General features: G+C 43.7%; 15 protein-coding genes. 6 read left to right on the top strand and 9 right to left on the bottom strand.

The window, feature by feature from the left end:
* Window positions 1–62: 62 nt before the first annotated feature.
* Window positions 63–1,367 (bottom strand): pyridoxal phosphate-dependent aminotransferase, encoded by a 1,305-nt coding sequence (locus AAA938_RS06805; RefSeq protein ID WP_338227881.1) that lies wholly within the window; start codon window positions 1,365–1,367, stop codon window positions 63–65.
* Between the two features lie 236 nt (window positions 1,368–1,603).
* On the opposite strand from AAA938_RS06805, the gene AAA938_RS06800 reads away from it, so the two are divergent.
* The 3 genes from AAA938_RS06800 to AAA938_RS06790 all read left to right on the top strand — a co-directional run bounded on the left by AAA938_RS06800 (window position 1,604) and on the right by AAA938_RS06790 (window position 4,773).
* On the top strand, window positions 1,604–2,863 hold the full coding sequence (locus AAA938_RS06800; protein WP_338227880.1) for a metallophosphoesterase: 1,260 nt from the start codon (window positions 1,604–1,606) through the stop codon (window positions 2,861–2,863).
* Between the two features lie 66 nt (window positions 2,864–2,929).
* Window positions 2,930–3,373: a hypothetical protein gene (locus tag AAA938_RS06795; protein ID WP_338227879.1), complete on the top strand. Its 444-nt coding sequence runs from the start codon at window positions 2,930–2,932 to the stop codon at window positions 3,371–3,373.
* A 185-nt stretch (window positions 3,374–3,558) separates the two neighbouring features.
* Window positions 3,559–4,773 carry an ATP-binding protein gene (locus AAA938_RS06790; protein ID WP_338227878.1) on the top strand — a complete coding sequence of 405 codons (1,215 nt, stop codon included), beginning with the start codon at window positions 3,559–3,561 and terminating at the stop codon, window positions 4,771–4,773.
* Here the strand turns inward: AAA938_RS06790 and AAA938_RS06785 are convergent.
* The 3 genes from AAA938_RS06785 to ettA form a co-directional block, all read right to left on the bottom strand.
* Complete coding sequence (locus AAA938_RS06785; protein ID WP_338227877.1) at window positions 4,770–4,949, bottom strand: hypothetical protein; 180 nt, start codon at window positions 4,947–4,949, stop codon at window positions 4,770–4,772. The two genes, AAA938_RS06790 and AAA938_RS06785, sit on opposite strands and share 4 nt — an antisense overlap.
* Window positions 4,946–5,350 (bottom strand): hypothetical protein, encoded by a 405-nt coding sequence (locus AAA938_RS06780; protein WP_338227876.1) that lies wholly within the window; start codon window positions 5,348–5,350, stop codon window positions 4,946–4,948. The genes AAA938_RS06785 and AAA938_RS06780 overlap by 4 nt, the downstream gene beginning before the upstream one ends.
* A gap of 637 nt (window positions 5,351–5,987) precedes the next feature.
* Window positions 5,988–7,667, bottom strand: a complete 1,680-nt coding sequence (gene ettA, locus AAA938_RS06775) for an energy-dependent translational throttle protein EttA (RefSeq protein WP_338227875.1) — start codon at window positions 7,665–7,667, stop codon at window positions 5,988–5,990.
* 131 nt (window positions 7,668–7,798) lie between these two features.
* On the opposite strand from ettA, the gene AAA938_RS06770 reads away from it, so the two are divergent.
* Together AAA938_RS06770 and AAA938_RS06765 are read left to right on the top strand one after the other, a co-directional pair.
* The gene (locus tag AAA938_RS06770; protein WP_338227874.1) at window positions 7,799–9,046 is read left to right on the top strand and encodes a DUF349 domain-containing protein; all 1,248 of its coding nucleotides are present in this window, start codon (window positions 7,799–7,801) and stop codon (window positions 9,044–9,046) included.
* 74 nt (window positions 9,047–9,120) lie between these two features.
* Window positions 9,121–9,342 carry a DUF2795 domain-containing protein gene (locus AAA938_RS06765; protein WP_026952747.1) on the top strand — a complete coding sequence of 74 codons (222 nt, stop codon included), beginning with the start codon at window positions 9,121–9,123 and terminating at the stop codon, window positions 9,340–9,342.
* A 61-nt stretch (window positions 9,343–9,403) separates the two neighbouring features.
* Here the strand turns inward: AAA938_RS06765 and AAA938_RS06760 are convergent, their stop codons facing one another.
* The 5 genes from AAA938_RS06760 to queA all read right to left on the bottom strand — a co-directional run bounded on the left by AAA938_RS06760 (window position 9,404) and on the right by queA (window position 13,998).
* Window positions 9,404–10,132, bottom strand: a complete 729-nt coding sequence (locus AAA938_RS06760; protein WP_338227873.1) for a LytR/AlgR family response regulator transcription factor — start codon at window positions 10,130–10,132, stop codon at window positions 9,404–9,406.
* Window positions 10,133–10,151: 19 nt separating this feature from the next.
* The gene (locus AAA938_RS06755) at window positions 10,152–11,186 is read right to left on the bottom strand and encodes a sensor histidine kinase (protein WP_338227872.1); all 1,035 of its coding nucleotides are present in this window, start codon (window positions 11,184–11,186) and stop codon (window positions 10,152–10,154) included.
* A 33-nt stretch (window positions 11,187–11,219) separates the two neighbouring features.
* The gene (locus tag AAA938_RS06750; protein WP_338227871.1) at window positions 11,220–12,062 is read right to left on the bottom strand and encodes a LiaF transmembrane domain-containing protein; all 843 of its coding nucleotides are present in this window, start codon (window positions 12,060–12,062) and stop codon (window positions 11,220–11,222) included.
* A gap of 126 nt (window positions 12,063–12,188) precedes the next feature.
* A complete protein-coding gene (locus tag AAA938_RS06745) occupies window positions 12,189–12,869 on the bottom strand; it encodes a 2-C-methyl-D-erythritol 4-phosphate cytidylyltransferase (protein ID WP_338227870.1) in 681 nt (226 codons plus the stop codon).
* A 79-nt stretch (window positions 12,870–12,948) separates the two neighbouring features.
* On the bottom strand, window positions 12,949–13,998 hold the full coding sequence (gene queA / locus AAA938_RS06740) for a tRNA preQ1(34) S-adenosylmethionine ribosyltransferase-isomerase QueA (protein ID WP_338227869.1): 1,050 nt from the start codon (window positions 13,996–13,998) through the stop codon (window positions 12,949–12,951).
* Window positions 13,999–14,246: 248 nt separating this feature from the next.
* Here queA and AAA938_RS06735 point away from each other — a divergent pair, with 248 nt between their 5' ends.
* Entirely contained in the window at window positions 14,247–15,494 is a 1,248-nt protein-coding gene (locus AAA938_RS06735) for an ABC transporter permease (RefSeq protein ID WP_338227868.1), read from the top strand.
* Window positions 15,495–15,541: the final 47 nt, after the last annotated feature.

Here is a 15,541-nt window from a genome sequence, read left to right as displayed (position 1 = left end):
TTCTCAAGTGAGAAATACCGTGACAGTCTGCTTACTGAGACTGCCTATTGAAAACTTCTTACTTAAGAATTCAAATACCTACGAATAGCCCCTCCCAATCTTTCAAATGTATCCTTGAACACCTCCTCCTTTTCCTCAAGCAGAGTCACACGAAAACCTCTGAGGTCCGAACAAAACGATGAAATTGGAACTACGCAAATTCGCTCTGAGGCAAGTAAATAATATACAAATCGTTTATCCAGAGGCATTTCCTGATCTTCGAGCCATGAATCCAATAACTTTTGCAATCGCTCATCCTCCACCGGAAGAGATTGGTTTGGTGACAGCAGTCTCTCATCAAATACGATGGTGTTGTAAAATGCCCCTTGAGTTGGATTAAACTTGATGCCATTGATATCACCCAAAATTTCCCGCATCCAGTCACTCCGTTTTCCAATTTGCGCATTAGCATGCTCCCTATACGAATGATACTCCGGATGGCTCATGATTCGTGGAATTGCCAATTGGGGTAAAATAGTCGAGCAAACCTCTATCATTTTGGCATTTTCCAAGGTCTGGCAAAGTTTCGAGAACTCTTTCGAAGCCTCACGATTGTAAAATTCCATCCAACCGCAACGAGCCCCGGGCCAAGGGAATTCTTTAGAAATACCCTTTAAAGAAATTGCAGGACGGTTACCAATAACTTCTGCCAAAGCCACCGCTTCAATCCCGTTGTAGGTGATGTTTTGATAGATCTCATCCGCTATCAAGAGAAGATTAAATTCATCTGCGATTTTCACAAAACCTTCCAAGACTTCCTTGGGATACACCATCCCAGTGGGATTGTCAGGATTGATGATCAAGATGCCGACAATCGAAGGATTGTATTTGACCTTGAGATACAGGTCTTCCATATCCGGTAGCCACTGATTATCCGGATCGAGTCTGTAGGTAATCGGGGCCGTATTGGCATGGGCAGCCTCAGCCGAGCTATGGGTAGAGTAAGCCGGGGAAGGACCTATGATTCGGGCCGTTGGAACCAAGAATTGATATAATTTGGCAATCGCATCTCCCAAACCATTGAAAAACAAAATGTCCTCAGCGGTAATCTGAGTTCCTCCTTTTTCATTGTTGAGTGTAGCCAAAAACTTCCGGGTTTCCAACACTCCCTTGGAATCGGCATAGCCATAGGTTTTATCTTCCTTCAGAAGGTCTGCTATGATCGCCTTCATCCAATCTGGCACATGATTGCTTTTTTGGATAGGGTCTCCGATGTTTTCCCAAGTGATAGGAAAACCCAAAGCCTCAATTTGTCGGGCTTTTTTGACGATTCCTCGGATTTCGTAAGAAAGTTCTTCTGCTCCGGGTCTAAGGAGTAGCTGTCTCATGATTCAATAGGCTGGTTTGGACAAAAATTCCGGCACAAAGAAAGGGAAAAGCCGATGGAAATCTCAGAAAACCTCCAAAAAGCAAAATGAAGAAATAGGAAAGGCCCGATTAATAATCTAGAGTTTTCTCACTTGAGCTCTTCGCAGAACATTTAACGTAAGAATCCCAACCTGATGACTTTTGACTCGTTGAGGTATTTCGTTACTCAAAAATCACAGAACCAACTCAGTTCAGCTTGAGTTACTATAATCTAAAAAAACTAAACCCAGTGCTTGCCATTATCCTTCGAATCCTCCTCTTCATCTTATTTATCGGCCTGATTGATTGGTATGCTTATCAGGCTTTCAAAACCCTCTTTCCCACGCAGTTTTGGGTGAAAATCGGCTATTGGGTCTTTTCCCTTTTTGTTTACCTATTCATTGCCTATGGCTTTTTGACATTCAATAGGGAAGCGATGAATCCCAATTTTGGAAGGATGGTTTCTTTGCTGATTCTATCTCTAATTCCGAAACTGATCATTTTGACCTTCCTTTTTGGAGAAGACATAACCCGTTTTTTTACAGGAACTTACCAGTCTCTGACAGGAAATAAAGAGGGTGATTTTCTGCCTGACCGCAGAAAATTCGTCAGTCAGGCAGCTTTGGCCCTTGCAGCTATTCCTTTTGTGGGAATTCTGCATGGAGTTTTGATCGGAAAATATCGATATCGGGTGATGAAGCATACCTTGGAATTCGACGATCTGCCTGAGGAATTTGATGGCTTTACCATCACCCAGATTTCGGATATTCACTCCGGAAGCTTTGACAACAAGAAAAAGTTGGAGTATGGGGTAGACTTGATCAATCAGCAAGAGTCTGATATTATCCTTTTCACCGGTGATTTGGTCAATAACCACTCGGGAGAAATGGAACCATGGATCGAGACTTTTCAAAAACTCAAGGCTCCCATGGGTAAGTATTCTATCTTGGGAAATCATGATTATGGAGATTACATGGCATGGCCGAGCAGAGAAGCCAAGGTCCAAAATCTTCAGCGACTCTTTCAGATTCACGAAGAACTCGGCTTCAAACTGCTTCGCAATGAAAACCTTCAACTCCAAAGAGGAAATGGGAGCATCGATTTGATCGGGGTGGAAAACTGGGGGAAAGGCTTTGCTCAATATGGGGACCTAAACAAAGCAACCGCCAATCTGAAAGAGAAAAGCTTCAAAATCCTGATGAGTCACGATCCCTCCCACTTTGACGAGGTGGTCAAAAACTTCAGCCAATTCATCCACCTCACGCTGAGTGGACATACCCACGGGATGCAATTTGGAATCGAGATTCCGGGTTGGATCAAATGGAGTCCCGCTTCCCTTCGCTATTCAAAATGGGCCGGCCTTTACGAAGAATTGGGTCGCTACCTCCATGTCAACCGAGGTTTTGGGTTTTTAGCCTTTCCCGGAAGAGTGGGGATTTGGCCGGAGATTACCGTGCTGGAATTGAGGAGGAAATAGTTATAATCATCTTCCACTGAGGGAAAATCTTTTTAAATAGCCTTAAAATCAATATTTAGCAATGCTATGAAGAGACTTCCAGAAATTTTCCAAGGAAATGAACAGCGAAAATTAAACCGAGTGACGAGTGTACTTGAGGTAACTGGAACGATAATCTTCGGCTCACTTTTAGGATTATTTATCTTTGGTAAAAGCTTCAACTATTGTGAACATGTTTTGGAAATCCAATCAATTCAATTAAATGGTGTGGTAACTGAAAAATTTCTCAGAAGTTGGGACCGGAATTATCACGGGTTAAAAATTATGGATGATAATGGGGAAACCATCTCCTTGAATCTTACACTTGATCTCAACATTGGGAAAAATGGTCGAAGCATACTTTGGGAAAATATAAGTCAGGGAGACTCCATTATTAAGAAATCTGGTGATTTAGATGTAAGATTTAAGAATGATGATCAAAGTTGGAAAATGCAGAAATTAAAATATGATTTAACTCAATGTAAGGATTGATCAGCACCCAGATCTCAGTTTGAACCATCTAAAATAGAATACCCATTTAACTGATTATATTTTTCCATTCCTTTCCCATTTGGTCAAAAAATAGGCTGATCTTATAAAAGCTTGTATTACAAATACAAGATATCTTGTATTTGTAATACAAGCTTTTATATTTGTATTGATTTACAGTAACTTAAATGATACAAATAGAGCTATTAGCCCAAGTGATCGAGGAGCAAAACCAGAATTTTCTCCAAAAACAGCTCATCTCAAGGGAGGAGTCTATCCCTTTGGAAAGCAATCAAATACTTGTAGTCAGCGGAGTACGACGCTGCGGAAAAAGTATTCTGATCCGTAAAAGTCTTCCCTCGGATGCACCGGGACTTTATCTAAACTTTGAAGACCCCCGATTGGTGGATTTTGAGGCCGCTGATTTCCCCAAATTGGAACAACTAAGAGATCAACTGGGCAAAAGCTCCATCCTTCTAGATGAAGTCCAAAGTGTGGCTGGATGGGAGATCTTTGCCAGATCACTTCACGAAAAAGGCCAAAAGCTCTACATCACCGGTTCCAATGCCAGCATGCTAAGCCGAGAACTAGGTACTCGCCTGACGGGACGATACAAGCAGATCGAACTATTCCCTTTCAGCTATGCTGAGTTTTTGCTTTTCAAAAAGCTCTCTCCTGGAGAAGAGAGCTTCGAAAGCTATTTTCTTGCCGGAGGCTTTCCGGAGTATTTGCAAAATCAGGATCAAGATTACTTGAGGACCTTGTTTCGTGACATCCTTACCCGTGATGTGGCTGTCCGAAGAAACATCAGCAACGAGACAGCCCTTATTCGCTTGGGTGTATTCCTATGCTCTAATGTAGGTAAGCCGTTCAGCTATTCCCGAATGGGTAGTTTGTTGGAAATCAAATCCGTTCGTACTGTGATCGACTATTGTGATTATCTCGAGGAAAGCTACCTGTTTGATCTCATCCCCATGTATTCTCCCTCGATACGCAAACAGCTGGCCAACCCCAAAAAAGCCTTCTGCGTGGACCCGGCTTTGGCCTCAGCCAATTCCCTCTCGTTCAGCAAGGATTTGGGAAGAAAGCTGGAAAATTATGTTTACCTGCATCTCCGCAGATCCTTCAAAGAAATCCAGTATTTCCAAAACAAAGATTCGGAGTGCGATTTTGTAGTAAAATGGAATGAGGAAATCATCGGGGCAATACAGGTGTGCTGGAGCTTGAACTCGGACAATCTCCAACGAGAATTGAAAGGCTTGAAAGCAGCCTTAGAAGAGACTCAGGCTCACAAAGGTATTTTGCTAACTTGGAATCAGGAGGATCTATTGGATGGGATAATGGTGATGCCTGTGTGGAAATGGATGATGCAGCCGTCGAAAGATTTCTTTGGCGTAGATTAAGACTTCTTTTTCCGCTGCCTCATCCCCTCAACAAAAAAAGCAATTGCTCCCCAGGCTATCACAAGACCTAAGACCCAATTGGGAATTGGGAAAATGTCCAAATACTTAATTAGCAATATCAGAATGATCAGGACAAAAGGAAGGCCGTAGAGCCGATCGATGATTTTCTTACTCATTTTCGCTTTAGCAAATATCTCGTTTGACCATTAGAATAGCCGAAAATAAGGGTATCCCCTAAGAATCCATATCGGTTTTGGCGACTTCCTTCACTGGTATTCATTTCCAGGATTTGATTGTCGATAGTTTTCCATTGGAACGTAGGAATCGCAGAATAATCAATAGGAGCATTTACCCCGAGTCTTTTGGCATCATCTCTCAAGAACTGGGGATCAATGATCCATTTTCCATCCTTGGTGAAGGTTTCGACATAGTTCTTTCCATAAAACTCATCTTTGACTATTTCTCCATTTGCATCTTTTGAGAAAAGCATCGTCCATTTCCCAATCAATCGCGGGTCTCGTTCGGCTTTTTGAAGAAATAAAAGAGAAAATAAAATCAGGAGAAGTAGCGTTTTCATGGCTTAATTTTTTCTAATACTGGTATCCCGAAGCTTTTTACCTTGAATAATTATACCTGCTCCAAGCCATACCGATTGTAAAAACATAGAAATAACCACGGGATTCGGATAATTTTTTCCCTCAGGCACAAGTCCCTTGTACCACCATGAAAATCCCCCAATTAATAGCGAAGTTGTGAAAAGAACAGTGTATGCGATTAAAAGACTTTTATCCTTCCTTTCCATGCTATTAACCTAGCTCCTATTTTTTTTAAGTCCAGTCAAAAGCATACCTCCCTGCCCAATTATCAATAGGACCATAGCTATTGCTGTGAAATTGGGCACTTTACTTTCTCCATTCGACCAAATCCCACTATGCCATAAAGAAAGGCTTCCAATCAAAAAGGCGACAAAAATGATTCCCAAATGAAAATAAAACCTCCTGCTACTCATTGGTCAAAAATGGTTTAAGACCTAAAAAAATAAAATTTAATCCAAAAAACAACCCCTCGAGAATTTCTTCTCCAGGGGGCTATTTTCAGACTTCTTATTATAAACTTCTGCAATAAAGCCTTCGACTCCGTCAGGCTGACCATCTGCCTACTGAGACTGCCTACTTTATTGGCACAAACCTTCGAGATCTGAGAGACCTCAAAGGTTACTTCAGATTTTTATACCGAATTCGCTTCGGCGTCACATCACCCATTCGCTTCTTCTTGTTTTCCTCGTAATCGGAGAAGTTGCCTTCAAACCAATACACCTGAGAATCTCCTTCGAAAGCCAGAATATGCGTACAAATTCGATCGAGGAACCAACGGTCGTGGGAAATGATCACCGCACAGCCACCGAAGTTTTCCAAAGCTTCTTCCAAAGCTCGTAGCGTGTTTACATCCAAGTCGTTGGTCGGTTCGTCCAAAAGCAGCAAGTTGCCGCCCTCTTTCAGCATCATGGCCAAGTGAACCCGGTTCCGCTCCCCTCCGGAAAGTACCCCAACTTTCTTTTCCTGATCCGCTCCGGCAAAGTTGAACTTAGAAACATAAGCTCGGGAGTTCACTTCCTTGTTACCCAGCTTCATCAGTTCGTTCCCGTCGGAAATAATCTGGTATACCGATTTATTTGGATCCAAGGAGTCATGCTCTTGATCCACATAAGCCAGTTTCACAGTCTCTCCTACCTCAAAATTGCCTGAATCCGGTTTTTCCTGCCCGGTAATCAGTTTGAATAAGGTAGTTTTACCTGCACCATTCGGCCCGATGATTCCTACGATCCCGCCCTGTGGCAAAGCAAAACTTAAGTTTTCAAACAATAACTTATCCCCATAAGCCTTGGAAACATTATTTGCCTCAATGACTTTGGCACCCAATCTTGGTCCCGGGGGAATGAAGAGTTCCAACTTCGCTTCTTTCTCTTTTGCTTCTTCTCCGACCAACTTATCATAAGCATTTAGACGGGCCTTGCCTTTGGACTGTCGTGCTTTGGGCGACATTCGAATCCATTCCAATTCCCGCTCCAAGGTCTTCTGACGCTTGGATTCGATTTTTTCTTCCTGCTTTAGTCGATTTTGCTTTTGCTCCAGCCAAGAAGAATAATTTCCTTTCCAAGGAATTCCTTCTCCCCGATCCAGCTCCAAAATCCAACCGGCTACATTATCCAAAAAGTATCGGTCGTGAGTCACGGCAATGACCGTACCCTTATAATTCTGCAAGTGCTGCTCAAGCCAGTGGACGGATTCCGCATCCAAGTGGTTGGTAGGTTCGTCAAGAAGAAGCACATCCGGCTCCATAAGCAGAAGACGGCAAAGGGCTACCCTACGCTTTTCCCCTCCGGAAAGATTAGCCACATTGGCATCAGATGGGGGAAGTCTCAAAGCATCCATCGCTTTGTCCAGCATCACGTCCAGTTCCCAAGCATTGGCTGCGTCCAGTTTTTCCTGGACTTCACCCTGACGCTCGATCAGCTTGTTCATCGCATCCGGATCGTCCATCAGTGCCGGATCCATGAATTTTTCGTTGATTTCTTCAAATTCCTTCAGCAGGTTGACCGTGTCAGCCACAGCTTCTTCCACTACTTCTTTGACGGTTTTGGTTGGGTCAAGCTTAGGTTCCTGCTCCAGCATTCCGACGGTATAGCCGGGAGACCAAACTACCTCGCCGAGGAAATCTTTGTCGATTCCGGCTATGATTCGTAGAAGGGAGGATTTACCCGAACCGTTGAGTCCGAGCACTCCGATTTTGGCTCCATAGAAAAATGAGAGGTAAATATCTTTGAGAACTTTCTTCTGAGGCGGGTACACTTTGGATACCCCTGCCATGGAAAAGATGATTTTTTCTGCGCTCATAGGTGTCTTTTCAGCTTTTTGGATCTAAGTGGGCAAAGATGGCAAAAATATCCCTCTTTTAGGATTAATGAGGGGTAATTGGTTATTTTGCAAAAAATTGAAAACGACCACCTATAACCTATTGAATTGAGATGGATCATCCGTACGGGTATATCAAAGACGGAAAAGTCTTTTTGAAGGGATTTTTGGGAAAGCCAGACCGTGAAATCGGCGAAGTGAAAGAAGACGAGGCATCCACTATCAGTTATTTTGAGGCAAGATTTGAGCAGGTCAAAGAAAAAGTCGAGAAGCTCAAAGCTGACATTCAGGAAAATCAAAACAAAGGTTCCTTCCTGATGAAGTTGATTCATCTCAGAGATTCCTTGTATGCCACAGACGCATTAGGAGATTTTATCCCCTTAATCGAAGAGCTCAATCAGCAGGAAACCTACCTGAATGAGATCATTCAAGCCAACAGAACCAAAAACCTGGAAGTGAAGAAGGGCTTGATTTTGGAAGCTGAGGCGATGAAGAATGATACCGACTGGAAGGAAACTGCAGAGAAATTCAAAGACTTGAAGCTCCGCTGGATCAAAACCGGGCCGGTGGACAAAGAAATCCACGAAGAAATTGAGACGCAGTTCAATGAGGCCGTTCAGACTTTCTTTGAAAACAGAAGACATTTCTTTGAGGGCTTGGCCCTTCAGGCTGAGGAAAACATCAAAGTCTACGAGGCACTTGTAGTCCAAGCTAGAGAAGCGCACGACTTACCGGATGCCAAAATGGCTTTTGAAATCTCCAAGCGAATCCAAAAAGAATGGAAAGAAGCCGGTAAAGTCCCTGCTGAAAGACGACAACCCCTATGGGATGAATTTTCCAAGCTGAACAATCGGATTTTCTCCAGATTCAAGCGTACGATGAACCCAGGACCACAAATGCATCCAAGGGAGGTGGTTCGGAAAATCGAACAAATGGTAGAAGAATTGAAAAAAATGGCTCATCAGCCCAGCAGCCGAGCGATCACTGAGCGCGCCAAAGCCATTCAGGAAGATTGGAAAAAACTTCCCCCAAGAAAACCAAAAGAGGCAAATCTCCCTGCACGTTCCTACCAGTTTTTCATGGATATCGTTTTCGAAAAAGCCTTCCTCGAAAGACTCGCCCATGGAAAATACCCGGACTTCGACGACAAGCCTCTAAACGAGCAAATTCAGATCAAAACAGCCATTTTGAAGGATTTGATGCACAGAGATCAAGGAGAATTGCAGACCATGCAAGAAAACTCCGAAAACTTCCGTGTACAGACTCCAGACTTCGAAATGATGATGAGAAAAAAGCTTTCTGGACTGAAAAGAAAAGTGGATGTAAAAAATTATATCCTAAAGCAACTTTCTCCCAGATAATGAGTAGAACCTACATAATCAAAAATTTACTATTCTTGCATTCTTAAAATCCGGAACACCTTAAAATAAATCCTATGTACTGGACACTTGAACTTGCTTCCTACCTTGAGGACGCTCCCTGGCCAGCCACCAAAGATGAGCTGATTGACTACGCCATCCGATCCGGCGCTCCACTTGAAGTAGTGGAAAATCTCCAAGAACTTGAAGACGATGGAGAACCTTACGAAACCATCGAGGAGATTTGGCCTGACTATCCTACCAAGGACGACTTCTTCTTCAACGAAGACGAATACTAAAAAAAACCCTGCGATTGCAGGGTTTTTCGTTTTCTGAATTAGTGGTAAAGGCATTAAAGAATCAAAGTCCCAAAACCTGCCTCAGCCTAGCATAGCCTGATTTACTTACTGGAATCTTCTCCCCGGATCTCAGCTTTGCCAAGTAGCTCTCCCGCTCATAGGGCTCTATTCCTGTGATTTCGTTCAAATTAATCAGGAATGATCGATGGACCCGAGCAAACTTTCCAGCATCCAGGCTATCTTCCAGCTGCTTCATCGTCATTTTTTTCAGATACTTCCCCTCTTCGGTATGGATACCTACATAATCGTCCTCAGCTTCGAAATAGCGTACAGATTGGACAGGGATAATTTTGATGTCATTTTTGACCCGAACCACTAATCGGTCACTTTTCTCAGCAAGAGACTGTAGTCCAGACTCCTCCTCGGACTCCACTTTCCCCAGCTGATTCATTGCCCTTTCCATAGCTTGTCTGAATCGCTCTTTGGAAAAAGGCTTGAGCAGATAGTCCAAGGCTTGGGCATCAAAGGCCTTCAGGGCATATTGGTCAAATGCCGTAGTAAAGATCACTGCCGGAGCTTCATCCAGCAGTTCCAGCATTTCAAATCCGGTGATTTTGGGCATCTGCACATCCAGAAAAATCAGCTCAGGATTATGCTCTTGGATAGCTTTGAATCCGGAAAACCCATCCTGACAAACCGAAATCACTTCAATCTGCGGATAATCCATCAGATATTCCTTGACCAGCTCTGCTGCTAGTGGTTCGTCGTCGATGATGATGGTTTTGATCATTGAAAAGGGGGGATAGAGTTTAAAATATGGGAATTTTTAATTTGACTTGGAAGACCTCTTCCAGAGCTGACTTTTGGAGCAGATCCTTTCGTCCAAAGATCAAAAATAGCCTGCGCTCTACCGAACTTAGCCCAAATCCAGTGCCTTTTTGGGTAGAGGCTGTCGGGTCAAAGGGATTTTTTACTTCCAAAATCAGGTAATTCCCATCCTGTTGGGCACTGATTTCGATTTTCACTTCCCCTGCTACTCCATATAAGCCATGCTTGATGGCATTCTCTACCAAAGGCTGGATCAAAAGCTGGGGGACACGGATTTCGGCTGTACCCTCACCGATCTGAAAATCCACGGATAATCTATGTCCAAACCGGATGCGCTCGATTTCTAAATACATCTTTAGCGTCTGCAGCTCCTCTTTGAGTTCTATTCTGGCCTGCAAGTCCTTCCGGATGGTCCCTCTCAGAAAATCAGAGAGTAAAAGAACCATTTCTCTTGCCCGCTGAGGCTGAGACACGACCAGAGAATTGATGGAATTGAGACTGTTGAATAAAAAATGGGGCTGAAGCTGCTGCCTGAGCTGAGTGAGTTCTGCCTCTTTGGCCAGTTCCAGCATCTGAGATTCCCGACGATTGATTTCCTCTTGTCTTTCCAGCTGAGAAACTGCCAAAGCCAACAAGGCAACCATCTGCTCAGCCAAACCCAATACGGCCCAGCGAAGGTAAAGCTGGGCATCCAGCATCTCACGGTATCCCGGCTCATTCGCATACCAATCCATCACCCAGCGGTGAATCCAAACTGAAATGAAACTCAGACTGATAGGCAGAAAAAAAATGAGCCAAATATTCTTGCCTTTGGGAGAAATCAAGCTGAAAACCTGATCCAAAATCATCACTCCGCCTACAAAAAGCAATGCATAAATCAGGGCATCTGCCCCGGCTAGAAATGAATCCAATCCCCAATCAATCAACAAAAAACAGCATCCCAGAAACCAGATGAATCCGGCTCCCGGGATGACCCATTTTCCCAAATTGGGATTGGAAAAAGCGTGTAGTAGCAAGTGAAAGAGGTTTAAAAGAGACTTTTAAGGTCGTTAAAAGGATTTGATTTCCAAACCTCCAAACAAGATCGTTCCTTTCAGGACCACGACTTTGGATGTATCCACTCCGCCTTCTCTGAAAAACCGCTTGTCTTCCAGTCCTGCGGCAATGTTGGTCACCTCAGTTCGGATATCCCAATGAGGAGGCACGAACAATTTGACCCCACCAAAGATGATGTCGACCTGAATGGTGATCACCCCATTGAAATCCACTTGGGTCAAGTCCAAGTCCGCCCCACCAAAAGCTGCGGTGATTTTTCCACCCTGAAAGTTTTTGGACATAAACTTCCGATTGACTCCGCTAAAGATCGCGTCGATATTTAATCGGTCATGGAAGGAAGTGCCCGTAGTTCGAGTAAATCCGGAGTCAGAATAAGTGCTATCTTCTGAAGAAAAGGCAGAGCTGCCGGTCTCATCGACCACTTTGGCATCCTCTACTGTGGAGCTCCCAAAGGAAGATTTTGAGTTTTTATTCTGCCAGTTTTGCCGAATATCCTCAAGCACCTGCTTTTCCCTTCTTTTTTGGGTAATCAGATAAATCCCCAAAACAATCAGTCCCAACGGCCAGATGTATTGACCTAGTCCAAAGTCAAATCCAAATTCATTTCGGAGGAGAAAATAACTACCCAAGAAGAGCATCACTGCTCCAAAAAAGCTTCTGAATTCATGCTTAATCAGGGTAAAAACCCCTATTGCAATCAAAATCATCGGCCAGGAAAGCACCCATCCTGGGATAAAAAAGCCGAGTTTTCTGAGAAGGAGGATGACCCCGATACCTAGGATGATAAATCCTATCGCAATGCTGCCGTCATTGTTTTTTTTGCTGAGTTGGTTCATGGTTTGTTTCGGTTTTATATGATGGGACCAAAACTAGCCAACCCATTCCTTGCTCTAAATAGGCAATAGGCAGACTTGGGGATAAAGTCGGTAAAGCCCACCAAAAAGTCGGTGAATCTGCAGGGCTCAGTCTTTTTTCTTTGAAATCAAAAACTCAGCAAACTCCATGTCCTCAGGAGTGGTGATTTTGATATTTTCCGGATTCCCTGCTATCAGGCTGACTTGCCATCCCTGATGCTCATAGACAGTAGCATCGTCGGTGAATTCAGGGATTTCGGTGACTTGAAAGGCCTTGAGAATCTTTTCTACCTGAAAAGTCTGAGGAGTCTGCACCAATCGGTAGCGCTGTCTTTCCCGGAATGAGCTTTTTCCATCATCAGAAAGCTTCCGGATAGAGTCCTTCAAGGCTACTACAGCCACCGCACTCCCCGATTGCTGAGCCACTTCAAAGCTTTGCTTGATGACTTCCTCCTTGACAAAAGGACGTACCCCGTCATGAATAGCCACTAATTGAGTATCCGGAGCCAAAGCATGAAGACCGTTTCTAACAGATTGAAATCGTGAATTCCCACCTGCTACGACTTGATGAGGGATATCGAATGCGAATGCTTGACAAAGAGAATTCCAATAATCAAAATCATCTGCCGGTAGCACCAAAATCAATTCAGCTTCCGGGACGGAGCTATTAAAAATCCGAAGCGTATGCATCAAAACCGGCAATCCACCCACTGGGAGATACTGCTTGGAAACCGGCCCTCCCATTCGGGTACCTCTTCCTCCTGCTACCAAAATCGCCGCTTTTTTCATGGCAAATTATTTTCTATTCGGGTGATCAAAAAACCAAAACATAAGGGCTAAAAAAAAGCCCCTTTCGGAGCTTTTTAGTTTATAGAATCAACATGGCGTCACCATAAGAGAAGAATCTGTACTTCTCTTTGATGGCTTCTTTGTATGCTTTCATGATCAAATCATACCCTCCAAAGGCCGCTGCAGTCATCAAAAGAGTGGACTCCGGCAAGTGGAAGTTGGTGATCAGGGAATTGGCAATTTTGAAATCATAAGGAGGGATTATGAATTTGTCAGTCCATCCGGTAGATGCTTTAAGCCTTCCTCCTGCAGTCACAGAAGATTCGATGGTCTTAAGAGATGTGGTACCTACAGCTACAACCCGCTTTTTGGCATCCAATGCCTCATTGACCAATTCCACGGTCTTTTCAGGAATATTGTAGTTTTCTGAATCCATTTTATGCTTGGTCAGATCTTCTACATCTACCTGTCGGAAAGTACCCAAACCCACATGCAAGGTAATCGGAGTGACTTCCACCCCTTTCAATTCCAATCTTTTCAGCAATTGTGGAGTAAAGTGAAGTCCAGCAGTAGGGGCTGCCACTGCGCCGACATTTTTGGCAAATACAGTCTGATAGCGATCTCTGTCCTCAGGCTCTACCTTTCGGTCAATGATTTCCTTCAAAAGCGGGGTTTCACCCAAGGAATCGATGGTCTTTTCAAACTCTTCCGGAGTTCCGTCAAAAAGAAACCGGATCGTCCTGCCTCTTGAGGTAGTATTGTCGATGACCTCAGCTACCAAGTCGCTGTCTCCAAAATACAATTTGTTACCAACTCTGATTTTTCTTGCAGGATCTACCAAAACGTCCCAAAGCTTCAAATCAGGATTCAGTTCTCTTAAGAGAAACACCTCAATTTGAGCCCCGGTTTTCTCCTTATTTCCATACAATCTGGCAGGAAAAACCTTGGTGTCGTTGGTAACGAAAACATCACCATCGCCAAAGTACTCAAGGATATCCTTGAAGTTTTTATGCTCGATCTGTCCGGTTTTTCTGTGGACGACCATCAATCGGGATTCATCCCGGTTGTCGGTTGGATATAGAGCAATTAGTTTTTTAGGGACGTCAAATTTGAAATCTGATAATTTCATCTGTAGTTATTTGATTTTTATGGTCAGACCTGCTTTTGCAAACAGGAGGATAGAATTTCGAGCAGCTTTCCAAGAAGGCGGGGCAATCCCAATGTGCAAGGAACAAGTCATACTCGATTTTCTAGGGTGCTTTTGATTGGATTCTCTTTAAATTCGCTTGGTTTTTGCTTTAAAAAGTGCAAAGTTAACAACAATAATGTCCAAATTCGCCTAACTTACCAAATTGTTTTAAACCAACTATTCATCGCATGCTGTTTTTCCGCCTCACCTGGGAAAGTTTCCGTTTTGCCATCAATGCACTCCGCACCAATCTCACCCGGACTATCCTTTCCCTTTTGGGAGTAACGGTCGGGATTTTCGCCATTATCACCGTATTCACCCTAGTAGATTCATTAGAGACCAAAATCCGTTCCTCTTTTGCATTCCTTGGTACAAATGTAATGCGGGTGGACCGTTTTCCATTTGAAGGAGGAGGCCCTGATTTTCCTTGGTGGAAGTATTTCAGACGACCCACAGCCACACTCTCCGAATACCGGTTTCTGTCAGATCGCATCAAAAATGCGCAAGGGGTGACCATCTCTGCTTCATCAAACACCACCATCCAAGCCGGAAGCAATGCCTTCGAGGGCATGGCCTTGACAGGAGTCGTACATTCTTACCAAGAAGTATATGAAATTGTCCTAGAAGAAGGACGGTATTTTTCAGAAGCAGAAATCGAAGCCTCCAGAAATTTGGCCATCATTGGTAAAAAGATAGCCAACACCCTTTTTCCCAATCAGCCGGCCATCGGAAAAGAAGTAAAGATAAAAGGGATGAAATTTGTGGTGATCGGGATTTTTGAGGAGGAAGGTGAGGGATTTCTAGAACTGCCATCAAAAGATGAAGCCTGCTTGATTCCTTACGGGGCCTTCACAAAAATGTACTATACGGGCAGAAATGGCTTGGAGCCTACGATCGCAGCAAAAGGGCTGGCAGAAGATGTCGGTTTGGTCGCTCTGGAAAATGAAATGACCGGGCTCCTTAGAGCAAAAAGAGGACTTAAACCCACTCAGGAGAATAATTTTGCCTTGAACAAAACAGAATTTATTCAAAATGCTATCGGGTCAATTTTCGATGTGATTTCTGTAGCCGGTTGGGTAATTGGCGGGTTTTCCATTTTGGTCGGTGGATTTGGCATTGCCAATATCATGTTTGTCTCTGTACGGGAAAGAACCAATATCATCGGCATTCAGAAATCGCTGGGTGCAAGAAATTACTTTATTCTCTTCCAGTTCTTATTTGAGGCGATTTTCTTGAGTCTAATCGGCGGAGGCACAGGAATCATTCTCGTTTTTCTATTGAGTTTCGTACCACTCGGTAGCTTGGACCTGATTCTATCCTTCAAAAATATCATCTTGGGACTTGGTGTATCGTCTGCCATAGGGGTAGTCGCGGGTATTGTTCCGGCCACTTTAGCTGCGAGGCTAGACCCGGTAGAAGCCATTCGAACTACCTAAAACGAAAAAGGAGGCCTTTGAGCCTCCTTTTTTTTATTGATTCAATT

It is taken from the genome of Algoriphagus taiwanensis (assembly GCF_036245645.1).
Taxonomy (GTDB): domain Bacteria; phylum Bacteroidota; class Bacteroidia; order Cytophagales; family Cyclobacteriaceae; genus Algoriphagus; species Algoriphagus taiwanensis.
The sequence above is the reverse complement of the archived record's forward strand: the minus strand, read 5'-3'. Positions and strand labels throughout refer to the sequence as shown.